Consider the following 23,853-nt stretch of genomic DNA (forward strand, 5'->3'; position numbering starts at 1 on the left):
TCAATTTGGATCTTCTAAAAATTGAATTTTAGTGATTTTATCTAATGCTGATCGATTTTGAATGCTATTGATATTTTCCAAAATGGAAACTTTCTCGCGTGCCGTCAATCTCCAATTAAGAGAGGCTCTCTGAATCTCTCTTTCTTGCTGACTAGCTTCTGAATTCTGAACTAACAATCCCCTATCCCTCAAAAAATCAGTAGTAGCGTACTCAAATTCTATCCTATCCAAATCAAAGGGAAGCCATTCTTTGTGTTTGTTGTATAATACCTCATTATTCAACGTCTGTACATTATCCCAATTGATATAAATATTCTTCAATGGAGTAGCCATTTTTTGGAAAATAGTCGGCGGTAGTTTTGGGTCAATTTCCGAGAATTTTTCAGAATCGCGAATAGTAATTAGTGTGACGCCTGAGGTATTTTGATCGATCCAATCTTTGAAAACGTGAAGAAATCTGAGTGCATCTTGCATCCCAAAATTGTCAGACAAGCCTGAGTCCATCACTTCCATCTGCGGTTCGGATGGCAATTGTATGTGCGGGGTGATAAAAGGAAATGTGGCTCCCATTCTCAAAGCACTTATAAAATGAAGGTTATCAGCGTCCTGATGATGGAAAAATCGCTTGAAATCTATTCCTTGGCTTTTTTCATTTGGTCCATCTATTCTTCCTAAGGATACCCCCATATAACTAATAGAATGCGGTGATATCAATAATTTCCGGCCATCATTGGTGATCAATGGAGTCACCGGTAGCATGGGAATCAGGCTTTGTTCTTCTGGATCACGATAAGCAGAAATAGGTTTATCTAATACCCCTTTAGTATTGATATTGAGCTGTTTTTCAAAAGCAAATCCACGGTCTTGCAAATACCTACGGCCGTTGTATTCATGATATTGATTTCTAATAACAAGATCATTGACCAATAGCGTGAAAATAATCGGGTTTAAGTTATCTGCTGAGATTTGATCTAAATATTTCTTATCTAATGGATCAATATCCTCTCCCAATTGGGCTCTAAGATACAATTCTCTAAAAAAAGCAGCTCCAACTGTTCCACCTGAAGCTCCAGTGATCAGCTGAGTATGAGCAAAGGCTTGATTGTTAGACGCTTTTTGTATCTGCTGTAACACATGCAAAGTCCATAGCGCTGCTCTTTGCCCTCCTCCACTTGTAGTGATCATCAACATCCTAGGTTTACTACCCTGAGGAAACTTGGCCTTCCAGTTTTCTAAAATCCTCAGCGTGTTTTCTCTATCTTTTTGAAGTGTGTCTTTATGTAAATTCTGCTCCAAAGCTGCAATGTTATAGACAACTGGCTCCACATCATAGTCTAGCCCAATAGCAGCATGAGGTCTGTTCAAGATTGGGGAATTAGAAAAAGAGTTGAATAAAACTAGGAACAAAATAATGATTAAAGTAGAATACTCTCTTAGCCAAAAAGCAACTGCCCCAACCAACATGGTGATGACAGCAAAGAGCAAAGTCGCACTCGTCGCAGCGGGGATTTGTAATAATGGATAATCTCTGAAGAAACCTAAAAGTAAAATCAAACTAATTAGTATCGTCTGAATAATAAATAAATTGAGGTGATTTTGGTCAAATACCCTAAGTAGTTGGTAAGGTTTGAATTTGGATAAATCCCTTCTGACCAATTCGATTCGAAGCCTGTAATCAATGTAATCAAGTACTTTATCTTTGGCATCTTTACTTTCTTGAATCCGCTTGAGCATGTTTGCCCTTGGAATTTTTGATCGCTTTAATCTTTTTTCAACTGAGTCTGCAAAGAGTATAAAAAAGTCCTTATTGGTAAAACCAAAATAGAGAAATATCAAAGTATAAATCAGTATTGATCCCCCTGCAAAACCAAGGAAATATTGAAACACCTCTCCTGCTTCATGCTCATTGTCTAGTTGAAAATTGATAAAACTGTATAAATAAAGGATGTAAAAAGCCAGTGGAATGATAGCATTGTTGATACAAAACTGTATGAAAGGTCTCGGAATTACTGCCAGGAATTTGAATTTTGCACCATCGAGAATATAGGTCGTCATATGAAAGGACATGGTAAAAATACCCAAGGCAATCCCCATCAAAAAAAATCCTTGCCAACTGACCTCATTAAGATATTCTGGATCAAGAAATAGATAAGGTATACCTAATACAGAGCCAAACTTTTGTAAAATAATCAAGGCTAAAATGACCCAAAGAAATAGTAAAGCAAGATTTTTCCTCAGATGAAGGATCAAAAGTTGAATTGGGAAACTATAATAGATTTTATTCCACATAGGTGATTATTGACAGAAATATAAGGTATTTCTCCTGATATCTACAAGCAAATGCGACTTAAGAAGGGTTTTGTAATTTTTACGGTAAATCGCATTATTGAGATTGTGGCTTTTGTCAATAAAGCTTACCTTCGCAAGCATAAAATTGAAAAAATATGAGAGTTTGGTTCCTGTGTAAAGTAAAATACGCCAAAGAAAACGAAGAGGGCTTATTGAAAAATGTTTCAGAGCAATATCTGGTAGATGCTGTATCATTTACAGAGGCTGAAGCTAGGATTTATGATATGCTCGGCTCAGTTATTAGAGGGGACTTTCAAGTAACCAATATCAGTAAGAGCAATATCGTAGATGTGTTTTTCTTTGAAGATATCGATGTATGGCACAAATGCAAAATCACTTATATCATCACAGATGCTGATAGTGGAAAAGAGAAAAAGGTGACGCAATTTATGCTTGTGACGGCACATGATGTAAAGGAAGCGTATGATCGGATCTATGAAAGTCTAGATAATATGCTTGTATCTTTCAGGGTCCCTGAAATTACCGAAAGCCCAATCGTAGAAGTATTCCCTTTTGAAAAAGACGATGAAGAATTGCTCCCTCCACCTCCTGCCAATCTCAAACCTTTGAGTGAGGTCAAAGCTGATCAAGAAAGAAGAGAGGAGATTAGAAGAACCAATCAACCGACTGAAGAGATTGAAGAAGAAGAAGCTACTTTGACACAGTATGAAGCTGAGGACTCCGAAAATGATCTCAAAGAAGAATAAAATCTAATTCAAAGATAAAAGCAAAAGGCCAACTTGAAATTCAATTTGGCCTTTTGCAGTTTTTAGTTTTTAAAGTATTCTTATTATTCACGCAATTGATGATCAATCACAAATTGGATTAAATCTTCAACAGGCACAGCAGCTCTTTGAGAAGCATCCGAAATATCATCTCTACTTACCTGCGCAGCAAAACTCTTGTCCTTTAATCTTTTTTTCACTCCTTTGATTTCCATACCATCGTAGCCATGAGGACGCATCAATGAATATGCATGAACAAACCCTGATAATTCATCAAATGCATATAGCATTTTATCCAACTCAGAGTCTGGATCTACACCAAAATACCGAGGACCATGTGATGCTATGGCTTTGATCAATCTTGGATCCTGATTTCTTGCCTCTAGCTCTGCAATGATTTTCTTACAATGCTCATCTGGCCATTGATCCCAATCAGCGTCATGCAATAGTCCTGATAAGTGCCATAAATGTACTTCTTGGGAAGGTAAGCCTTTAGATTCTGCATATTTTTTCAATAAATGACCTACTTGTTGCATATGAAAAAGTAGCTTCTCATTCTTTACCCAATCTCTCAAAAGATCCATGGCTTGCTCTTCTGACATGAGGTTTCCGATATGATCTGAAGATCCAAATTCTGTTCTATTTAGTGGGTGAGTTAATTCCATCTTGGTAAAATTCAAGTTTTTAATTTTAAATATATATTTATGTATTTCACAACAATTATTTTGCTTTTTGTTTTATTGTTTATAGATTTAATTATTACTTTTGACCCATAACCTAGCCACTTATGACAGCAATTGACCAAAGCGCGATTTTTGCATCCAATTATTTTTATTTCATCCAAGTAGATCAAGATGGGATATTGCAAAATGCAAATCCAAACCTTAAGTCTCAACTTTCCTTGTTTCCGAATTCATTGATTGGTCAAAGTCTTGAAGAAGTTCTATTTCCAAAGGATTTTTTAAATTATCAAAATTCTCTCAAAAATGCATTAGAAACCAGCGAAAGAAATTTCAAGATTGACCTCAGAAAGATGAAATCAGATGGCTCAGACTTTCATTGGACTAGATGGGAATTTAGTATTGAAGCAAATACCAAAGGAGAAATCAAAATATCTGGTATTGGTCATGACATTTTAAAAAACAACGAGAAAACAATAGAATTCCCCAATTTCATCTACGAACACCAGATTAAAAATGAAATCATGGAAGGTTTATTTGAAGATAATTTGATTGGTTTTTGGCTTTGGGATATAGAAAACCAAAAAGACCAACTGAGTGTATCTCTCAAATATATGCTTGGCTATGATTATGAAGTAGAAGGAAAGTCGGAAGTCAAATGGCAAAGACATATTCACTCACAAGATAGGACCAAAGTACTGCAACAATTAGATGATCATTTTGCTAGTTATGGGAAAATTCCATTTCATAGTGAAATGCGCGTGAGAACCTTACTAGGTAAGGAAATATGGGCAATCGCCTATGGTAAGGTGATCAAATGGGACAAAAACGGAAAGCCTGTCAACATGGTTGGTTGCTTCTTTGATGTCTCCGAAAAGAAAAAATCTGAGGCTATTCTTGAAAAGCAAAGTCAATTCCTGAAAGAACTTACTTTCAATCAGTCCCACTTAATGCGGTCCAAACTAGCCAATATCATGGGTATACTCGAAGTAATGCAACCAAAAAAGAGTCCTGAGGAACTCCCAGAACTCTTGGCTTTATTAAAAGAAGAAGCATTCAAACTTGATAAGGCACTACAAGACAGCATACACTCTTCAAGTTCTCTAAACCAAAAGAACTTTGAAAACAATGATTAATTGCCTAATCGCACTGTCAGTTTAAATCCTTTATTTGCCCATTTGAAGTGAATCTCTCCTCCACCATCGCCTTTACTGATCACTTCAAATTTCAATTGTTCTTCAGTTTCGTCCAAACTAACGGATGGTACTTCAAATCTGGCCACATCTTCCGCTTCATCATAATCATCGGCTAGATGCTGTTCATAATTGGTATTAAATATAACGGTCCAGCTATCTTTCCGAGGAATCGTGAATAGCGCATATTTTCCTGCCGGTATCACTTCCCCCTCAATCTCAAGACCTTCATTGAAAGAAATACTGGTGGCCGAATGTGCCCCGGTTACCCATACTTCATCAAAGGCCACGAGTCCTCCGAAAATCTCTCTCCCTCTTACACTTGGTGCAGAATAGTCTATGTGCACATGGTTGGACCCAATATTGGCCATGGCTGCCGTTCTTGGGCTTTTGGAATTGGACGCTCCAGCATGTGCACTATGGTCATGATGGGCATGTTCATCTTTTGCTACTTCCTTCTCCTCTGTCTTGTTGGAGGTGCAGGAGATACTTAATAATAGAGCGGCGATGATTAATTTATTTTTCATGTTTTCCAGTTTAAATTCACTTTTGAATTATATAGATATTAGTTGATATTTAGATATTGGGATATTTCATAAGACTCTATATCAAAGTATCCAGGAATATCAATCACTATCTTAATCCTATAAACTACTAATTTTTTGAATATTGAAGGTCGCCCGATAATTTACCGGACGAATATCCAAATATCAATTTAATATCAACCAATATCTATTTTAATGCTGATGCCCCACCTGTACCTCCGCCTGGTTACCAGATGAAGAAGTCACCCTTTTCCCCGGCTGATAAGCTTCCCTGACTTCTCCACAGGTCAGCATCATGTCCCCGAAATATGGATTTCTGATTTCCTTTTCTGAGCTCAGCCAATAGGCTCCCTGGTCTTTGAAGGCCATGGGGCAATACTGACGGTAAATGGTGTTTTCCACTACACCAAAGTATTCCACTGCTTCAATCAGGTTGTCCGAAAGGGTCTCGAAATGCTTTCTTTGCTCCTCTACATCTGAAGTCTGTGTGATTTTATCCAGACTGCTCTGCATAGGTCTCAACAGTTCCATCCAAATATCATGGGCCTTTCCTTCCAAAAGCTTCATATCCACTTTGGCCAAACTGGCTTTGGCTGGACTGATTGTTTTTTGGGTAGCATCCGCATCGGTTTTGACCAAGGCATCTTTGATGGGAAGATAGCTTTGAACAAAAGCCGTAAGCTGTTTTCTAAACTCTTCCGGTGTATCCAAAGTCTTCACTTCCGGCCTGGTCATCATGCTGTAATTTCCACTCAACTGTGCCGCTGCATCAATGGCAAAAACCCCATTACTAACCACCTGATCACCTTCTTCTACTCCTGACAAAACCAAGTAGTCTTCACCTACCCTTGGCCCCAATTCTACCTCACGCATCTCAAATGCCGGAGCTTCCTTATCCCCTACCTGCACATAGACCACCGATCTAGGCCCCGTCCAAAGTATCGATGTCTTTGGAATCATCAAACCTGACTGACCCGCTTGAGCAGTAGAGATATTGGCTGAGACAAACATCTCTGGCTTCAACTCAAAATTCCTGTTTACTGCTTCTGCCCTGACGCCTACAGTTCGGGTATCAGGATTCAAGACAGGGTCGATATAAGTCACCTTGGCCTTGAACTCCCTTCCAGGATAAGCAGAAACCGAGAAACTCAAATCATCTCCTTTGCGAATTGCCCCGAGATCAGATTCATAAGCGTCAAGAATGACCCAAACATTACTTAAATCAATGATTTCAAACAAAGCCGATCCCCTACTCACAAAATCTCCCACTGCAATATTTCTTGCTGTCACCACACCCGCCACATCAGCATAGACATCAAATTGGGTCTGAACCTGACCTGAACTTTCTATAGCAGCAATTTGCTCCTCTGAAATCTTCCAAAGTCTCAGTTTTTCTTTAGCAGCTTGGTACAAGGCCGGTTGGCGCTCTTTGATTTTGGCCGTTTCCAACAATTCCTTTTGGGCATTGACCAGTTCAGGGGAGTAGAGGGTCGCTAATTTTTCACCCCTTCTGATCTCCTGCCCGGTAAAGTTGACAAATAACTGGTCCACCCTTCCCGCATAATTGGCGGTAAGGCTTTTGACCCGCTGTTCGTTGGCTTGAATTTTCCCGGTCAGAGTTAGTTTTCCTGAACCTGATCCAGATTTCACCCTAGTGGTCTGCACATTGGATAATGCAACTGCCTCGGGAGTCATTTCCAACACAAAAGGACTGGATTCTCCGCCCTTTTTATTGCTGACTGGAGTAAGTGCCATACCGCAAAGCGGACATTGCCCAGGTTCATTTTGACGGATTTGCGGGTGCATAGAGCAAGTATATTCCACACCGTTTTCGTCAATATGCGTATGCTCGTGGTCAGGATGCTCTTCTCCTCCTCCACGAATCAGATATCCCGCTACCCCTCCAAAAAGAAGACAGCTGAGGATTACGATTACTATTTGCTTATTTTTGATCATTATACCTTTTTTAAAGTCTAACCATAATTCCTTTTGATGATAGATATTGATGGATATTAGATATTAATGGATATTGGGGTGCAACCAGTCAGAACCCTAATATCCAATATCCAAATATCAATCAGTATCCATTAATATCCATTAATATCAATTTCACACCCCAACCAACGTTTCTAATCTCGCCAACTGAATCTCCCTCCCAATCCTCGTATTCAGCAAATTCAACCTGAAATCCAGTAATTCTCTTTGGATGCTCAGGATCTCTTCGAAGGAACTACCTTCCGTTGCGTATGAAGTCACGGAGAGCTCCAGTGTTTGCTCGGTCAATTCAATTTGATCTTGTAAGAGTCGGATTTTACGGTCAGCATCTTTGATGGCTACCAATATGGTTTCAAACTCGGTCTCCAAATTTCTTTGCAGATCTTCCTTCTGACGCTCGTTTGCTTCCCAGTAAAGCTTGGATTCTGCCTCCATGGCTTTGTACTTTTTGCGGTAAATCGGCAGGGAAACCGTTGCCATCGGCATGATCATGTTGTTGCCCATACCAGCTGGCATGTAATCCATTCCACCCATACCTCCAGGCACGCCCATTTCAGGTCTTGGAGAAAATACCATATAATTCAACCCCAATCCAAACATGGGTTTACCTTCCAATTTGGCCATTTCACCTTGCTTCTGATAGGCCAACCCTTCTTTTTCCAGCATCAACAGCATGGGATTGGTATCCAGGATTTGCTCGAGCATTTCCACTTCCCAGCCAATGGACTTTTGACTTTCTAACTGGCTTTCTATAGCTATGGCTTCATTTTTATCCCTGCCTAACAGTTGATTGAATTTTACTGTCAATGGGCGTTTGTCTACCTCCAACTGTTCCAAATCAGACTCTAAAGCCTTGATCTGAACTTGCAGTCGGAGTACATCCGTGAGTTTACCGGAACCTCCACCCGAACCCATACTGTTCATGGCTGCACCTGAAGATTGCCCCGAGGAAGCAGCGGAAGAACCTCCACCTCCCATGCCCATCCCATCATCTCCACTGCCCTGCTGCATCGTCCGTGCTGGCCTCCTTACCGCTGATGAAACAGATGAAACAGCCTCAGAAGTACTTCCTCCCTGATAGCGGATGATGGCCAATTGCTCCAATGATTTCAAAATCTCCAAATTGGATACGGTGATGTCAATGGTATTTTGCAATTGCTGTAATTGGAAGTAGGTTTCCTTGACCTGATACAGAAGCACATTACGCTGCTGTCTGAATTCCTCGTATTTGGCTCCCGCCATCAGGGTAGCTTCATCCTTCTGCGTCCTGAGCATCCCAAACCAAGGAAACATCTGCATCACCGAAGCCTCTGCCCGCTGATTCCCCATCAGCAATTCCATAGGTCTAGTAAATACACCGATATTTAATTGGGGTGATTCAAGACTTACTTGGTTTGTTTTTTCTAATGAAGCCTGATACCCTTTAAAAGATGCTTGAAGTCCTGGATTATTTTCAGCTGCTTCTTCTAGGTATTGGTCTAAAGTTTGACCTTGGGCTAATCCTATATTCAACAGCCAAATAAACACTAGGAATAGATATTTGTGGATATTGGATATTGATTGATATTGTACCAGAGCTTTAAGCTGTTCCTTTGATTTCAGGCATTCGGATAGGCAATATTTTTCTGTAAATCTGTTCATTTCAATTCTTTTTTTGAATTGTAAATAGATTGAATGTAGTTGTTGAGTTTGAGTGAAAGTTTGTCAGATAATTGCTTGAAGTCATCAAACTCCTCCTTTGAAATAATTTCTCTTTCAAGCATCAAGCTTAACCAGTGATTTGCGGACTCAATCATAGAACCTCTGCTATTGTAGAGAAACCTGATTCTATCCAGGTAATGAAAACGACCATAGGACTCAGCTATATTTGCCCCAATAGAATCCGTCGATTCAATAAATTGATCACCAATTATTTTCCGTGTCTGCCAATCCATTTTTTTATAAATAACCCATCCCTTCCGCGACAGCTGTCTAGACAATTTATACACCTCCAAATCCTCCAATTTTATATACCCCTTTTTCTCTTCCATATCATTAAAAGATTACTTAAACCAAAGACTACTAATAACATTTACCCCATCTCCTCAATTGCCAACCAGCTAAATATTCAAATTAAACGCCTGAAGACCAGCCCAATATCTAATATCAATGAATATCCATCAAAACCCATAAGCACTTTCCCATAACCAAATAAACGTTTGATAACCAAACCAATATCCACCAATATCCAATATCCATTAATATCAATTCTAAATCTATCTCCTTATCTGATACTCCCTAAGTTTCCCATAAAGCACCGGCACAATAAATAGTGAGATAAGCGCCACCGTCATCCCCCCAAATGCTGGAATGGCCATGGGAATCATGATGTCGGAGCCTCGGCCTGAACTTGTCAATACTGGAAGCAAGGCCAATAATGTAGTTGCTGTTGTCATCAGGCAAGGTCTAACCCTTTTCAGTCCAGCTTCCAAGACTGCTTTTCGTACTTCTTTGGCATTCTCTGGCTGGATTTTTTCGAAGCTTTGTTTTAGATAGGTACCCATCACAACCCCATCATCGGTAGCGATACCAAAGAGGGCGATAAACCCTACCCAGACTGCCACAGAGAGATTGAAGGTGCGCATCTGGAATAGTTCCCGCATATTTGTTCCGAGGAAACTGAAATCAAAGAACCAGTCCTGCCCATATAACCACAGCATCATAAAGCCTCCTGAGAAAGCCATGGCAATGGCTGAGAAGATCATCAAAACCATGGCAGTAGACTTGAACTGAAAGTAAAGAATCAGGAAAATCACGGCCAAACATAGCGGTATCACTATCGCCAAACGCTTCTCAGCACGGATCTGATTTTCGTAACTTCCGGAGAAAGTGTAGGATACCCCGGTAGGTACTTTCAACTCACCGCTGTCAATTTTTTGCTGGATAAAGTTTCGCGCATCATCTACCACTGAACCCTCAGCAAAGCCATCTCGCCTATCAAAAAGCACATAACCCACCAAGAAGGTGTTTTCCCCACGGATCATCATGGGGCCAGGTCTGTAATTGATCTCTGCCAACTGACCCAAAGGTATCTGTGCACCTGTAGGCGTGCTGACCAAAATCCGCTTCAAAGCTTCGGGATCATCCCTGTACTCTCTGGCATATCGGGCACGGATGGCATAGCGCTCCCTGCCTTCCACCGTTGTGCTCAAGGTCATTCCTCCTATAGCCACTTCGATAAATTCCTGCACATCGGCAATATTCAGCCCAAACCTACCCAGTTGGGTTCTATCCAAATCAATCTCCAAATACGGCTTGCCCAAAGAACGGTCTGCAAAAACTGCCTCAGACTTTACGGAAGGCACTTCTTTCAACACCGACTCCAACTTCAAGCTGAAATCCTCTATGGTTTCCAAATCTGGACCATACACTTTCATCCCCATAGGAGCACGCATTCCCGTCTGCAACATCACCAAGCGGGTTTCGATAGGCTGGAGTTTAGGTGCGGAAGTTACCCCAGGAAGATTGGAGGTTCGCACCTGGATTTCATCCCAGATATCATCAGGCGTGCGGATTTCATCCCTCCACTGACGGAAGTATTGACCACGTCTTTCATTTGGCACCAAGTATTTGGCGACATTTCTAATCACCGACCTGCGCTGGGATTCCTCCATGTAATTCTTTTCTTCATCCCAAATAGCTCCATCCTGACGGTCATACCACCAAGTCTTACCATTAACTTCAAGCTGATAATTCCCCTCTCGATCTACTTCAAATCGGAGCTTGCGGGCATCATTATCCTGTAGGTATTCGGTCTTGTAATTGATGATGTTTTCATACATAGACATGGGAGCGGGATCAAGCGGGCTTTCCGCACGGCCTGCTTTTCCAACCACCATTTCCACCTCCGGAATGGCCTGCACCAACATGTCAAGCTGTTTCACAATCTGCATATTGGCCTCCACGCCGGAGTGAGGCATAGAGGTAGGCATCAAGAGGAAAGAACCTTCATTCAAGGCAGGCATAAATTCCTTGCCCATTCCCGGTAGTGCATGGCAAAGACCTGACCAAACAGAAGTTGTTCGGATATTCCACCCCACCTGATCGAAACCTTTGGCGACAAAGCCAAAAACACTATTGAATCCGAGCCAGATATTGGTAGCAAATAGGATAACCAATGCAGGAAGTAGAAGAAAAACTCTAGCATGCTCCAAACACCATTTCAGCATGTGAGCATAATATTTGATGAATAAAGAGAAAAGACCCAAAACCAAACCCACTACCAGACCAATAAAAATAAAGTTAACGAATACAGATTGGGTCAAACCCAAAGGCCTCCATTCAATCGCCAATAAAACGGATACTGCCACCACAGCTATCAGCATGGCAATCTGATTTTTGTATTGTCCTTCTCTGGTTTGTTTTGGGAAAAAGTGGTGGATCAAATGATTGACCGCAAAAGCCAACAAGACCCAACCTGCCCAAGGGAAGTAGAAAAGCAGCACAAAGCCCAAAACTGCCATGGCTATATTTAGCACCATCTTATAATTCTTGGACTTCACCTTCGCACCAAACACCCAATGGGCAAAAGCCGGCATGAATACCAAAGTAAAGATCAAGGCAGCGATCAAAGCAAAGGTCTTGGTATACGCCAATGGCCCGAACAACTTCCCTTCTGCTGCCTGCAAAGTAAATACAGGCAAGAAGCTGACAATCGTAGTCATCACAGCCGTCAAGATCGCAGAACTCACCTCTGTAGTCGCATCGTAAATTACTTGTAGTTTGGATTTTTTATCATCCGATTCTTCTAGATGGCGAAGGATATTTTCATTCAAAATAATCCCCAAATCCACCATGGTTCCGATGGCAATGGCAATCCCAGATAGCGCCACTATATTCGCATCCACCCCCACATACTTCATCATGATAAAGCACATCAAAACTGCCAATGGCAACAATGCAGAGATCAAAATCGAAGCCCGCAGATTATACACCATCACCATAATCACAATAATGGTGATCAAAATCTGCAAGCTGATGGCTTCATTAAGCGTATTCAGGGTTTCCTTGATCAGGCCAGAACGGTCATAGAAAGGCACAATAGTCACCTTGGAGACCGTACCATCTTCCAGCGTTTTGCTCGGAAGTCCAGGAGAGATTTCATCGATTTTAGCTTTGAGGGCATCAATTACTTGAAGGGGATTATCCCCATAGCGAGCTACTACCACGCCACCTACTGCTTCAGCACCACCTTTATCCAAAATAGCCCTTTCCGCCCTGCTTGCCGGCCCAATATTCACTTTGGCAATATCCCTGATTCTCAAGGGTACATTGTTGCTGGTTTTGACTACCGCCTTTTCGATATCCTCCAGAGACTTCACATAGCCCAAGCCTCTGACGATAAATTCCACCTGATTGATCTCCATGGTATTGGCGCCGATATCGAGGTTGGATTGCTTGATGGCATTCATCACCTGCATCATGGAGACGTTGTGGGCCTTCATGGCCACAGGATCCAGGTCCACCTGATATTCCTTGACATGCCCTCCTATGGTCGCTACCTCAGCAACTCCTTCTGTACCTGCGAGTCCATAGCGCACATAATAATCCTGAATGCTACGGAGTTCGTGCAGGTCCCAACCACCGACTGGATTGCCATTTTCATCTCTTCCTTCAAGTGTATAAAAATATACTTGCCCAAGACCTGTGGCATCTGGCCCGAGTTTGGGTTGCACCCCCTCGGGTAGCAATCCTGAGGGAAGTGAATTGAGTTTTTCCAAAATCCTGGATCGGCTCCAGTAGAACTCAATATCCTCTTCGAAGATGATATAGATGGAAGAGAACCCGAACATGGAAGTGCTTCGAATGGATTTGACCCCTGGCATTCCCAAAAGGGAAGTAGTCAGCGGATAGGTAATCTGATCCTCCACATCCTGAGGAGAGCGTCCCATCCAATCGGTAAATACGATTTGCTGATTTTCCCCGATATCCGGAATGGCATCGACCGGCACAGGGTCATTGGGAAGAAAACCGGTGTTCCAATTGAAAGGAGCAGTCACTATTCCCCATGCCACGACGAGGACAAGTAGGATGACGGTGACCAGTTTATTTTCGAGGAAGAATTTTATGGTTTTATTGAGCATAGTTTCTTGGACTAAATGCTGTTTTTCTGATTGAACTTTTGATTTTTAGAATCAGAAATTAATTGATATTCTGATACTTGTAGATACTTAAACCCCAAAGTAAACCTATTATTTTGATAAAAGGGAAATAGCGGATAAAGCTATGGCTAGACCCGTCAGGTTTTGAAAACCTGACAGGTCTTCAACCTAAACTAGATGCAATAAATAATTCTTTGCGGTCTTTGCGCCTTAGCGTCTTTGCGTGAAACAAAAAAATCAAATCAGAAATACCTGACAAAAAATATAAATCGGCGTATTGTGAAATATAGGGGGAGAGGAATCAGCAAAAGCTGTTTTCTCGTCAAAAACAATAAAATTCAGGGGCAATTCAAATGAAAACTCAGCATTCAATAATTCGAAAGTCTGAGGTTGGAAATTCAAAACATCGGAAACCTGCTGATCGGAATTCGGAAGCTCCAGATTGGAGACATCATCGCAACAACCCTGCATTGGAGTATTGGCCTCACAGCAGGATTTATACTCCGCAAAAACATTAATCCTCTGAAAATCATCTTCACAAAAATGCATGGAATAGCTCAACCCTGCGTTAAAAAACACATAGAAAACAAGGAGTGCTATTTTGATAAATGACTTCACGATGAACTATTACGATACAAAGGTATGAAAGTTTTGATTGATAAATGTATATAATTTTTGTTTGATTTAATAATATGCAACCTATCTATGAAAAGACAGAAACGAATAATGAGTCAAAAACAGTTTTGATACCTCTGATGACATTAAATATGGAAATCCAAAAAGAATTCCGTTGTGGCCTTTTAGATTTTTGTATTGATCTATTTTAAATATATTTAAGAGTTTAAAATCACTCCAAAAACCTATGAAAACATATATACCATTTATAATAAGCTTATTTTCAATCACCTTGTTCAGTCAAACCACGAAAGCACAAGTCGATCAAGGTGCTATAGATGCGACAGAGGCATATTTTACAGCCAAGATGTGTGATGATTATGAAACACTGATCAACCTTACACTTCCAGACCTAATCGAACAGGCAGGGGGACGCGAACGTATGCGGAGTGCATTATCCAAAATTCACGACAATCAAAGAGCCAAGGGAATCTTACTTCAAGAATTCAAAATCAAAGAAGAAATCGAACAAGCTAAAACTAAATCAGAAACACATGTCCTGATTCCTACTTTAACAGTCAGTAAAGTACCAGGCGGTAAAGTCACTGCAGAAAGTTATTTGATTGCTGTCGGAACAGAAGGAAATTCCAAATGGTATGTCGTTGAAACTTCCTCTTTGAATGAATACAATATTCACAAAGTAATCGCCAATTGGGATAATAGTATAGTCCTTCCTTTCAAGAAATCACCTGTTTTCAAAGAGGATAAATAGTTTTTCAAGAGAAATTTTCCCTGATCAATTCATCCTTATGCTGCTCTAAGTAATCTAAATAGAGTTTTCCAACTGGAGAGAACTTCCGTCCTTTTAAATAGATTAAATTCCATTGTGTTTCGATTGGAAGATCTTTTACTGGAATAATCTTTAGCGATCCAGCTTTCAATTCATTTTTGATACCTATCAAAGGCATAATTGAGCATCCCATCCCTGCAAGGACCGCTTGTTTTACCGCTTCATTTGATGTAAGAACGATTTTTTTTCTAACCGAGACCTTCTTTTCATTCAAATATCTCTCCATGTAGAGCCTAGTACCAGAACCCTCCTCTCTATAAATCAAGGTGATTTCTTCAAAAACACCTTCATCATAAAGCTTTTTTGATAACTCAAAATCTTTGTTCCCTACGAGGCAAAGTTGATTTGGCATCAATTCAATTCCCTCCACATTTATTGTCTCTGGCATTTTAGATACCAAAGCAAAATCAACTTCATTTGTTGATAAACTTTCTAGTACTTTAGCCTTATTGGTCACATCCAATTTGAGATCAACTTCTGGGTGCTGTTTTAGAAAGCCTGATAAAAAATATGGCATCACATACTTCCCTGTAGAAACTACAGAAATTTTCAACTTCCCAGACATCAAACCTTTAAAAGCAGCAGTTTTATAATTGATTCCTTGTACCTCTTCGATGATCTTTTCAGCAGCAGCAGCAATTTCCCATCCAAAGTCCGTCACAATCAACTTCCTCCCAACTACCTCGGTCAGAGGAATTTCAAACTGATCTTGAAGATTTCTCAACTGAATAGAAACAGCAGGCTGAGTTAAATGCAATTCCTCAGCAGCCTTGGTGATGCTACTTGTCTCCGTGATCTTCAAAAAGATCATCAATTGATGTAGGGTATAATTCATAACATTAGTTTATGTTTGTTATTAAAATTATAAATAAAAATCAATGTATAAAACACTTCACATTTGCAACGAGAAAATTTTAAAGAGGTTATAAAAATCGAACATTTGGAGAATAAATAAAATGACAGTTTATACCCATTCATTTTCAATAAATACGTTTTTTTGTTCCCATGTATAACTTTGATAATTTTAATCTCTATATTCAAACCTAGTTCACCAACCAAAAAAGATGAATTTTCAACTATTAATAGATAATCTAACCAACCCGGCATTATTATTTTTCATTTTAGGGATCATCGCTGTGAGGCTTAAAAGCGACTTAGAAATTCCTCCAAATTCCTCTAAGTTTATCTCACTTTATTTGCTTTTCTCAATTGGTTTCAAGGGAGGTCAGGAACTCGCACATAGTGAATTCGAATTGACAATTATATGGGCTGTGCTGTTTGGGATTTTTATAGCCTCCGCAATTCCTCTATACACTTTCTTCATCATTAGGAAAAAAGTTGGGGTTGAAAATGCAGGAGCGATTGCCGCGGCTTATGGTTCTGTCAGTGCAGTGACATTCGTGACAGCTGTTACTTTTCTAGAGATTCAGGACATAGCCTTCAGTGGCTACATGGTGGCCATCATGGCTCTGATGGAAGCGCCTGCAATCATCATTGGCATGCTGCTGATCAAAGTATATGGCGCTTCAAATGTTCTAGAAGTAAAACTCAAAAAAGTTGTAAGTCATGCATTCACCAATGGCTCAGTAGTCATGATTCTGGGTAGCCTTTTGATTGGTTTCCTTGCAAATGATCATGAAGCAGAAGGGATCAAACCTTTTACTACTGATATTTTCAAAGGGTTTTTGGCTATTTTCTTACTTGATATGGGAATTTCCAGTGGTAAAAAACTCAAGGCATTCTTAGATTCTGGAAAATCCCTGGTTGTATTTGCCATTGTCATTCCTTTGATCAACGGCTCCTTAACTGCCTTGCTAAGTCAAGTGATCACAGACAATACCGGAGATCGTTTTATGCTAGCGATATTAGCAGCTTCAGCATCTTATATTGCAGTCCCTGCTGCGATGAAGATTGCAGTGCCAAAAGCTAATCCAGGACTCTTTCTACCGATGGCTTTAGCAGTGACATTCCCGATCAATATCACAGTAGGCTTCCCTATTTATTATATTATCGCAGGCCTTTAAGAACATAAAAAAATCAGCCAAAAGGCTGATTTTTTTTACAAGTTTCTGATTTTCCATTTTGCTTTCAGATAGCCCCAAAGTAGCTTGGGGCTTATTGCTTTTTTTCCCTTGAGGCCTCCAGCATATCCCACATTTCCTGAGGAATTGCTTCTAAATTATTGAATTCACCTGCACCTTGAAGCCACTCACCTCCGTCAATCGTCACCACTTCGCCATTGACATAAGCTGAATAATCAGACATCAGGTAGGCAGCCAAATTCGCTAATTCTTGATGCTCACCTACCCTTCCTACAGGTACTTTCTTGGCTGGGTCAAATTTCTTCACCAAATCACCTGGTAAAAGCCTACTCCATGCACCTTCAGTTGGAAAAGGACCTGGTGCAATGGCATTGGATCTTATTTTATATTTGGCCCACTCTACGGCAAGTGACCTGGTCATGGCAAGAACGCCTGCTTTGGCTGCTGCACTTGGCACTACATAGCCTGAACCAGTCCATGCATAAGTAGTCACAATATTCAAAAATGTGCCAGGTTGCTTTGCTGCAATCCACCTTTTGCCAGCTACCATGGTTACGTTGGCAGTACCTTTCAACACAATATCGATGACTGTATTAAATGCATTGGTTGATAAGCGTTCAGTAGGGCTGATAAAGTTACCTGCCGCATTATTGAGCACGCCATCCACTTTACCAAACAAGGCATCTGCTTCATCAAACATAGTTTCTACTTGCTCAATATCCCTCACATCACATGCCACTGCCAAGACCTTACCGCCTGTTTCTCTTTCCATTTCCTTGGCCGTCTCTTGCAAGACGTCTAGTTTTCTTGAAGTGATCACAAGGTTTGCACCAAGCTTCAGAAAGTACAAGCCCATGGATTTACCAAGTCCTGTTCCTCCTCCAGTCACGACTATAGTTTTGCCCTTTAGGGCACCTTCTTTTAACATTCCTTCTGTATAGCTCATATTTCTTCTTTTAAAAGATTTAATATATCAATTACTTCAAGCAAAAGAAAGAAAGCACTCGCCTTTTGGCATCATTTTTTTTATATCCTAAAGACCTTAAATTCGCAGTACAAATCTATCCCATGAAAAAACCGATTTTTCTTCTCTCCCTTGCTTCAATATTAGTATCATGTTCCAATGATGTAGAAAGAGCAATTACTACAGATTTACAAGTAGAAGGTAGAGAGCTATTCCGAACATCTCTTGCTTTGGAAGAGGGTTTACGATATGCTTTTTATAGCTTTGAAGAATACCATCAGGCGCTAACAGATACATTACCTGGATGTCCGTTGATAGAAATATCTGAGTTTGAACAAAAAGTCAAACTAACTTTTTCCAATGATCCGAATTGTCCAAGCCAAAAGGTGAGAAGAACTGGAGTGATTAATTTAGACTTTTTCTCCTTTAACCTAAGGGATCGAAGAGTTTTACTCAGGTATGAAGACTACCAAGTCAATGACTTCAAAATACAAGGAGAGCGCGTATTTGATTCTTTTTCCAATGGGGATAATCAAAACAGCTGGATGGAATCCTTTGAAGACTTGGTCATTTTAGATCAGTTTGATAATAGCACAAAAATCACAGGAAACTATGAACATCAACTTTTGAAAGTGGATAATCGAATTCAATCCTTTACCAGCAGTGGCAATCTATCAGGTAGAAATCTCACAGGAAGACCACTTAGAATGACTCAAATAGCTCCTAGGCAATATGTAATCAACTGTCTCGATGAAGGCTTTGTAATTGCTAGAGCCGGAGAGGAAGTATGGGAAATCTTCAGAACATCAGACAGGTCTCTTGCACACAGATTGACACTTAGCATTGAAGACATATGTAACACCAAAGTTGCTATTCAGCTTTCTGATGGGAGGTTACTGAGTTTTAGTTATTAAAAAAAGCTGGGCAAATGCCCAGCTTTTTTTAATCTCTTAGATTCATACTTTTTAGTATCTATAATACTCCGGTTTGAATGGACCTTCTGGGGTCACACCTATATATTCAGCTTGATCAGCAGACAGGGTATCCAATTCTACTCCTAATTTAGAAAGGTGCAAAGCTGCCACTTTTTCATCCAAATGCTTAGGAAGTACATATACTCCTGGCTCATATTGATCTGTATTGGTCCAAAGTTCCAATTGTGCCAAAGTCTGATTGGTAAATGAATTAGACATTACAAATGATGGGTGTCCTGTAGCACAACCCAAGTTCACCAATCTACCTTCTGCCAACACGATGATTTCTTTGCCATCTACATTGTAAAGATCTACTTGAGGTTTAATGACATCTTTGGTATTGCCATAGTTTTTGTTTAACCATGCCATATCGATCTCGTTATCAAAGTGACCGATATTACATACAATGGTTTTATCTTTCATCGCTCTGAAGTGAGGCTCAGATATGATGTCTTTATTTCCTGTAGCAGTCACCACGATATCAGCTTCTTTGACTGCATCTACCATTTTCTTCACTGCAAAACCATCCATAGCAGCTTGAAGTGCACAAATTGGGTCGATTTCAGTGACAATCACTCTTGCTCCCGCACCTCTCAAAGAAGCTGCTGAACCTTTCCCTACATCACCATAACCAGCGACAACAGCAACTTTTCCAGCCATCATTACATCAGTAGCTCTTCTGATTGCATCTACCAATGATTCTTTACAACCATATTTGTTGTCAAATTTTGACTTAGTTACAGAATCATTCACGTTGATTGCAGGCATTGGAAGCGTACCTTTTTTCATTCTTTCATACAATCTATGTACTCCAGTAGTGGTCTCTTCTGATAAGCCTTTAATTCCGGCAACCAATTCTGGATAATTATCCAATACCATATTGGTGAGGTCTCCTCCATCATCTAAGATCATGTTTAATGGCTGTCTTTCCTCTCCAAAGAATATGGTCTGCTCAATGCACCAATCAAATTCTTCTGCAGTCATACCTTTCCAAGCATATACTGAAATCCCTGCTGCCGCAATGGCCGCTGCTGCGTGATCTTGAGTAGAAAAAATATTACAAGACGACCAAGTAACTTCAGCACCAAGAGCTACTAATGTTTCTATCAAAACAGCAGTTTGGATAGTCATGTGAAGACATCCTGCAATTCTAGCACCTTTTAATGGCTGAGCAGCGCCGTATTCTTCTCTCAAAGCCATCAAACCTGGCATTTCTGCTTCAGCTAATTTAATTTCTTTTCTTCCCCATTCTGCCAGGGAAATGTCTTTCACCTTGTACTTGATGAATTTGTCGGATTTAATTTCGGACATGTTTTTTATTTTAATGAATTGATTTTCAAATTAGAACTCACAAAATTAGAGATTTTTGACTCAAAATAAAATTTGGAGATCACAGGAATTTAACCTCCTTGAAGGCATAATAGTTCTGACTACCCGTGTCTTTCTCAATTATCAACCTCCCATCCTCTTTGACACCCAAAATCTTCCCTTTAAACTTTTCTTTATCCTCAAAATCTCCCATTTCATGGTACCTATACATATTCTTGAGATACTGATCTTTAATTGATTTTCGGTTTCCTTTTTTTAACTCTAAGTAATGAAACTCGAGTTTTTGAATCAACTTTTCGAAAATTGCGTGCTTATCAAAATCAAAACCTGACAGATTTGACAAAGAAGTGGCAGTCTCTGTTTGGAAATATCGCTGATTGACATTCAGCCCAATACCAATCACAGCGGACTCAATTTTACTTTGAGAAATTATATTTTCAATTAGAATCCCCGCAATCTTTCCATCATATTGATGGATAATATCATTGGGCCATTTGACTTTCAAGCCCGCAATTATATCATCTATTGCCTCCAAAATCGATATAGACACTACCATATTGAGGTAAAATTGATCCATTGCATCAAGGAATCTTGGCATAAGAATGATTGAAAAAGTAAGATTCTTGCCTTCCTGACTTTCCCAAGTGTTCCCCCTTTGACCTTTGCCTTTGGTCTGATGATCAGTGATGACAACACTCCCTTCAGCCACCTTTTTATCCTTGAGCATTTCCATGGCCAATTGATTGGTCGAATGACAGTCTGGCAGATAAATAACATCTTTCCCCAGAAATAAGGTATTGGCAAGGATTTTATACATTTTTAATAGTTAATTTGTAATCCAATAGAGATATTTAAAAACTGCTAAGAGGCACGATTAAAGATTCAGTAAAATTAAAGTAAAAATATGACAGCAGAAGAGCTGAGTAAAGTTATTGTAAAAGGAATGGAAGAAAAAAAGGCTTCCAACATCGTGGTGATGGATCTAAGAGATGTGAAAAATTCAATGACAGATTTTTTTGTGATTTGTTCGGGTAATTCAGATACACAAGTAGAGGCAATTGCAGATGCCGTAGAAGAAGAAGTCATCAAGAGCAACAAAGAAAAACCATGGCGTGTGGAAGGCAAAAACAATAATCAATGGGTACTAATAGATTATGTTAATGTTGTTGCCCATGTTTTTTTGAAAGATCAGAGAAGTTTCTTTGGTTTGGAAGAACTCTGGGGAGATGCCAAATTCACTTACTTGGATTAATCATCAGAATTGAACTTTCAACCCCTGATTTCGTTTTACAGAAGTTATATACCGCAATAAATATCAAGCGATGAGCGAAAATAATAAAAACAAAAAATTCATTCCTAAGACACCTCAAAAGCCAAATCTACAACTTTGGTTGATCATTTCGGCAGTAGTTGTTTTGATAGGTGTGACTTGGTTTCAGCAACGAAACAATGTAATCAATATCACCAAGAGTAAATTTGAAGATATGTACTTAGCCAACGATGTGGCTAAGGTAATGATTATCAGAAATCAAAATAGAGTCGATATTACGCTTAATGAATCTGCTTTACAAAACGAAAGATATAAATCAGAATTAGAAGGTAATAGTCCATTCTTTAACCCTGCCGGACCACATTATTCTGTTGAAGTAGCAAGTGCGGAGAAGTTTGCAACAGACTTTGAAGAACTTGAGGCTAAAGTTCCTGAAAACCAAAGGATTGGCTATAATGTAAAAAATGAAGAATCTTGGGGAAGTTGGTTTTCCAGCTTCGGATTCTTGATACTTTTATTTGTGCTTTTCTGGGTGATGATGCGCAGAATGGCGGGACCAAGTGGTCCTGGAGGACAAATATTTAATGTTGGCAAATCTAAAGCGCAGCTATTTGATGCGGAGAACAAGGTTAAAATTACATTTGACAATGTAGCTGGCTTAGATGAAGCAAAAGAAGAAATCCAAGAGATTGTAGAATTTCTAAAGAACCCCTCCAAGTTCACCAAGCTTGGTGGTAAAATCCCGAAAGGAGCGTTATTGGTTGGCCCTCCAGGTACCGGTAAAACGCTTCTAGCAAAAGCAGTTGCTGGTGAAGCTGGTGTACCATTCTTTACACTTTCAGGTTCTGATTTTGTGGAGATGTTTGTCGGTGTAGGTGCTGCAAGAGTAAGAGACCTATTCAAACAAGCTAAAGAAAAAGCTCCCTGTATCATATTCATTGACGAGATTGACGCCATCGGTAGATCAAGAGGTAAAGGTCAAATGCCTGGCTCCAATGATGAGAGAGAAAATACATTGAACTCACTCCTTGTGGAAATGGACGGTTTTGGAACTGATACCGGAGTAATTGTACTTGCTGCAACGAATAGACCAGATGTATTAGACTCTGCCCTCTTGAGACCAGGAAGATTCGATAGACAAATCAGCATTGACAAACCAGATATCGTTGGACGTGAGGCCATTTTCAAAGTTCACCTGAAGCCGATCAAAACTATTTCAGATGTAGATGCCAAAAAATTAGCTGCTCAGACTCCAGGGTTTGCAGGAGCTGAGATTGCAAATGTTTGTAATGAAGCAGCATTGATAGCAGCTAGAAGAAACAAAGAAGCAGTAGATATGCAAGATTTCCAAGATGCTATCGATAGAGTGATTGGTGGATTGGAAAAGAAGAATAAAATCATCTCTCCGGAAGAGAAGAAAATTGTAGCATACCATGAAGCAGGGCATGCAGTAGCTGGCTGGTTCTTGGAGCATGCAGATCCATTGGTAAAGGTGAGCATCGTGCCTAGAGGAGTAGCTGCATTGGGCTATGCCCAATACCTTCCAAAGGAACAATTCTTGTATCAAACAGAGCAGTTGATAGACGAGATGTGTATGACCTTGGGAGGTCGTGCAGCAGAGGAAATTGTTTTTGGAAAAATCTCAACCGGTGCACTATCAGACCTTGAGAGAATCACCAAAATGGCCTATTCAATTGTTTCTATATATGGAATGAATGACAAAATAGGTAATGTATCCTTCTATGATAGCAAAGCATCTGAATTTAGAACCTCAAAACCATATTCAGAGAAAACTTCAGAGACCATCGATGAAGAGGTTAGAAAACTTATCACCGATGCTTATGATAGAACAAAAAAACTATTGACTGAAAGAAAACCTGAATTAGAAATATTGGCAAAGGAATTACTTGAAAAAGAAATTCTTTTCCAGACTGATTTAGAAAAATTGATCGGTAAGAGACCTTTCGGTAGGGAAACTACTTACGAAGCTTTCACGAGAAAAGTAGATGCAAACGATAAAGCTGCTGCAGAAAAAGCTGCCGCTGAATCAGAAAAATCAGTTGAAGAGCCAACCCAAATTGGAGAGAATAAAGATTAAGGCAGGGTAATTAGCTTGCTTTTAAAAAAGACCTCGGTTTGAACCGAGGTCTTTCTTGTTAATAATAGTAAATGGTATTTTAAA

General features: G+C 39.8%; 19 protein-coding genes. 7 read left to right on the forward strand and 12 right to left on the reverse strand.

Annotated elements, in window-relative coordinates; genetic code table 11:
- The gene (locus BW935_RS08765) at positions 1–2,289 is read right to left on the reverse strand and encodes a patatin-like phospholipase family protein (RefSeq protein WP_076500649.1); all 2,289 of its coding nucleotides are present in this window, start codon (positions 2,287–2,289) and stop codon (positions 1–3) included.
- Between the two features lie 155 nt (positions 2,290–2,444).
- Here BW935_RS08765 and BW935_RS08770 point away from each other — a divergent pair, with 155 nt between their 5' ends.
- Entirely contained in the window at positions 2,445–3,056 is a 612-nt protein-coding gene (locus BW935_RS08770; protein WP_076500651.1) for a DUF4494 domain-containing protein, read from the forward strand.
- An 83-nt stretch (positions 3,057–3,139) separates the two neighbouring features.
- Here the strand turns inward: BW935_RS08770 and BW935_RS08775 are convergent, their stop codons facing one another.
- Positions 3,140–3,739, reverse strand: a complete 600-nt coding sequence (locus BW935_RS08775) for an HD domain-containing protein (RefSeq protein ID WP_076500653.1) — start codon at positions 3,737–3,739, stop codon at positions 3,140–3,142.
- A gap of 122 nt (positions 3,740–3,861) precedes the next feature.
- Between BW935_RS08775 and BW935_RS08780 the strand changes: the two genes are divergently transcribed.
- Complete coding sequence (locus BW935_RS08780) at positions 3,862–4,890, forward strand: PAS domain-containing protein (protein ID WP_076500655.1); 1,029 nt, start codon at positions 3,862–3,864, stop codon at positions 4,888–4,890.
- Here the strand turns inward: BW935_RS08780 and BW935_RS08785 are convergent.
- The 6 genes from BW935_RS08785 to BW935_RS08810 all read right to left on the reverse strand — a co-directional run bounded on the left by BW935_RS08785 (position 4,887) and on the right by BW935_RS08810 (position 14,245).
- Positions 4,887–5,474, reverse strand: coding sequence for a DUF2911 domain-containing protein (locus BW935_RS08785; protein WP_076500657.1), 588 nt, complete (start codon positions 5,472–5,474; stop codon positions 4,887–4,889). The genes BW935_RS08780 and BW935_RS08785 overlap by 4 nt on opposite strands.
- 210 nt (positions 5,475–5,684) lie before the next feature.
- Positions 5,685–7,448, reverse strand: coding sequence for an efflux RND transporter periplasmic adaptor subunit (locus BW935_RS08790; protein WP_076500659.1), 1,764 nt, complete (start codon positions 7,446–7,448; stop codon positions 5,685–5,687).
- Between the two features lie 153 nt (positions 7,449–7,601).
- The gene (locus tag BW935_RS08795) at positions 7,602–9,128 is read right to left on the reverse strand and encodes a TolC family protein (RefSeq protein ID WP_076500661.1); all 1,527 of its coding nucleotides are present in this window, start codon (positions 9,126–9,128) and stop codon (positions 7,602–7,604) included.
- Positions 9,125–9,517 carry a four helix bundle protein gene (locus BW935_RS08800; RefSeq protein WP_076500663.1) on the reverse strand — a complete coding sequence of 131 codons (393 nt, stop codon included), beginning with the start codon at positions 9,515–9,517 and terminating at the stop codon, positions 9,125–9,127. The genes BW935_RS08795 and BW935_RS08800 overlap by 4 nt, the downstream gene beginning before the upstream one ends.
- Positions 9,518–9,742: 225 nt before the next feature.
- Positions 9,743–13,609 (reverse strand): efflux RND transporter permease subunit, encoded by a 3,867-nt coding sequence (locus BW935_RS08805; RefSeq protein WP_076500665.1) that lies wholly within the window; start codon positions 13,607–13,609, stop codon positions 9,743–9,745.
- A gap of 255 nt (positions 13,610–13,864) precedes the next feature.
- On the reverse strand, positions 13,865–14,245 hold the full coding sequence (locus BW935_RS08810; protein ID WP_076500667.1) for an HYC_CC_PP family protein: 381 nt from the start codon (positions 14,243–14,245) through the stop codon (positions 13,865–13,867).
- A gap of 244 nt (positions 14,246–14,489) precedes the next feature.
- On the opposite strand from BW935_RS08810, the gene BW935_RS08815 reads away from it, so the two are divergent.
- On the forward strand, positions 14,490–15,014 hold the full coding sequence (locus BW935_RS08815) for a hypothetical protein (RefSeq protein ID WP_076500669.1): 525 nt from the start codon (positions 14,490–14,492) through the stop codon (positions 15,012–15,014).
- A gap of 4 nt (positions 15,015–15,018) precedes the next feature.
- Here the strand turns inward: BW935_RS08815 and BW935_RS08820 are convergent, their stop codons facing one another.
- A complete protein-coding gene (locus BW935_RS08820) occupies positions 15,019–15,927 on the reverse strand; it encodes a LysR substrate-binding domain-containing protein (RefSeq protein WP_076500671.1) in 909 nt (302 codons plus the stop codon).
- Positions 15,928–16,156: 229 nt separating this feature from the next.
- Between BW935_RS08820 and BW935_RS08825 the strand changes: the two genes are divergently transcribed.
- Positions 16,157–17,116: a sodium-dependent bicarbonate transport family permease gene (locus tag BW935_RS08825; RefSeq protein WP_076500673.1), complete on the forward strand. Its 960-nt coding sequence runs from the start codon at positions 16,157–16,159 to the stop codon at positions 17,114–17,116.
- A 91-nt stretch (positions 17,117–17,207) separates the two neighbouring features.
- On the opposite strand, the gene BW935_RS08830 is transcribed toward BW935_RS08825, so the two are convergent.
- Complete coding sequence (locus tag BW935_RS08830) at positions 17,208–18,080, reverse strand: SDR family oxidoreductase (protein WP_076500674.1); 873 nt, start codon at positions 18,078–18,080, stop codon at positions 17,208–17,210.
- A 122-nt stretch (positions 18,081–18,202) separates the two neighbouring features.
- On the opposite strand from BW935_RS08830, the gene BW935_RS08835 reads away from it, so the two are divergent.
- Entirely contained in the window at positions 18,203–19,012 is an 810-nt protein-coding gene (locus tag BW935_RS08835) for an SRPBCC family protein (RefSeq protein WP_076500807.1), read from the forward strand.
- A 51-nt stretch (positions 19,013–19,063) separates the two neighbouring features.
- Here BW935_RS08835 and ahcY read toward each other — a convergent pair whose 3' ends face one another.
- Entirely contained in the window at positions 19,064–20,383 is a 1,320-nt protein-coding gene (gene ahcY / locus BW935_RS08840) for an adenosylhomocysteinase (RefSeq protein ID WP_076500676.1), read from the reverse strand.
- A 79-nt stretch (positions 20,384–20,462) separates the two neighbouring features.
- The gene (locus tag BW935_RS08845) at positions 20,463–21,218 is read right to left on the reverse strand and encodes a biotin--[acetyl-CoA-carboxylase] ligase (protein WP_076500677.1); all 756 of its coding nucleotides are present in this window, start codon (positions 21,216–21,218) and stop codon (positions 20,463–20,465) included.
- An 87-nt stretch (positions 21,219–21,305) separates the two neighbouring features.
- Between BW935_RS08845 and rsfS the strand changes: the two genes are divergently transcribed.
- Both rsfS and ftsH read left to right on the forward strand, forming a co-directional pair.
- Positions 21,306–21,653: a ribosome silencing factor gene (rsfS, locus tag BW935_RS08850; protein ID WP_076500679.1), complete on the forward strand. Its 348-nt coding sequence runs from the start codon at positions 21,306–21,308 to the stop codon at positions 21,651–21,653.
- A 70-nt stretch (positions 21,654–21,723) separates the two neighbouring features.
- A complete protein-coding gene (ftsH, locus tag BW935_RS08855; protein ID WP_076500681.1) occupies positions 21,724–23,769 on the forward strand; it encodes an ATP-dependent zinc metalloprotease FtsH in 2,046 nt (681 codons plus the stop codon).
- The last annotated feature ends 84 nt before the right edge of the window (positions 23,770–23,853 follow it).

Origin of the sequence: Belliella pelovolcani (assembly GCF_900156785.1) — a bacterium.
GTDB classification, from domain to species: Bacteria; Bacteroidota; Bacteroidia; order Cytophagales; family Cyclobacteriaceae; genus Belliella; species Belliella pelovolcani.

What these genes read in the sequence shown, in the direction of transcription:
- BW935_RS08765 (WP_076500649.1), bottom strand. Translation starts at nt 2,289, where the DNA reads ATGTGGAATAAAATCTATTATAGTTTCCCAATTCAACTTTTGATCCTT.
- BW935_RS08770 (WP_076500651.1), top strand. Translation starts at nt 2,445, where the DNA reads ATGAGAGTTTGGTTCCTGTGTAAAGTAAAATACGCCAAAGAAAACGAA.
- BW935_RS08775 (WP_076500653.1), bottom strand. Translation starts at nt 3,739, where the DNA reads ATGGAATTAACTCACCCACTAAATAGAACAGAATTTGGATCTTCAGAT.
- BW935_RS08780 (WP_076500655.1), top strand. Translation starts at nt 3,862, where the DNA reads ATGACAGCAATTGACCAAAGCGCGATTTTTGCATCCAATTATTTTTAT.
- BW935_RS08785 (WP_076500657.1), bottom strand. Translation starts at nt 5,474, where the DNA reads ATGAAAAATAAATTAATCATCGCCGCTCTATTATTAAGTATCTCCTGC.
- BW935_RS08790 (WP_076500659.1), bottom strand. Translation starts at nt 7,448, where the DNA reads ATGATCAAAAATAAGCAAATAGTAATCGTAATCCTCAGCTGTCTTCTT.
- BW935_RS08795 (WP_076500661.1), bottom strand. Translation starts at nt 9,128, where the DNA reads ATGAACAGATTTACAGAAAAATATTGCCTATCCGAATGCCTGAAATCA.
- BW935_RS08800 (WP_076500663.1), bottom strand. Translation starts at nt 9,517, where the DNA reads ATGGAAGAGAAAAAGGGGTATATAAAATTGGAGGATTTGGAGGTGTAT.
- BW935_RS08805 (WP_076500665.1), bottom strand. Translation starts at nt 13,609, where the DNA reads ATGCTCAATAAAACCATAAAATTCTTCCTCGAAAATAAACTGGTCACC.
- BW935_RS08815 (WP_076500669.1), top strand. Translation starts at nt 14,490, where the DNA reads ATGAAAACATATATACCATTTATAATAAGCTTATTTTCAATCACCTTG.
- BW935_RS08820 (WP_076500671.1), bottom strand. Translation starts at nt 15,927, where the DNA reads ATGAATTATACCCTACATCAATTGATGATCTTTTTGAAGATCACGGAG.
- BW935_RS08825 (WP_076500673.1), top strand. Translation starts at nt 16,157, where the DNA reads ATGAATTTTCAACTATTAATAGATAATCTAACCAACCCGGCATTATTA.
- BW935_RS08830 (WP_076500674.1), bottom strand. Translation starts at nt 18,080, where the DNA reads ATGAGCTATACAGAAGGAATGTTAAAAGAAGGTGCCCTAAAGGGCAAA.
- BW935_RS08835 (WP_076500807.1), top strand. Translation starts at nt 18,203, where the DNA reads ATGAAAAAACCGATTTTTCTTCTCTCCCTTGCTTCAATATTAGTATCA.
- ahcY (WP_076500676.1), bottom strand. Translation starts at nt 20,383, where the DNA reads ATGTCCGAAATTAAATCCGACAAATTCATCAAGTACAAGGTGAAAGAC.
- BW935_RS08845 (WP_076500677.1), bottom strand. Translation starts at nt 21,218, where the DNA reads ATGTATAAAATCCTTGCCAATACCTTATTTCTGGGGAAAGATGTTATT.
- rsfS (WP_076500679.1), top strand. Translation starts at nt 21,306, where the DNA reads ATGACAGCAGAAGAGCTGAGTAAAGTTATTGTAAAAGGAATGGAAGAA.
- ftsH (WP_076500681.1), top strand. Translation starts at nt 21,724, where the DNA reads ATGAGCGAAAATAATAAAAACAAAAAATTCATTCCTAAGACACCTCAA.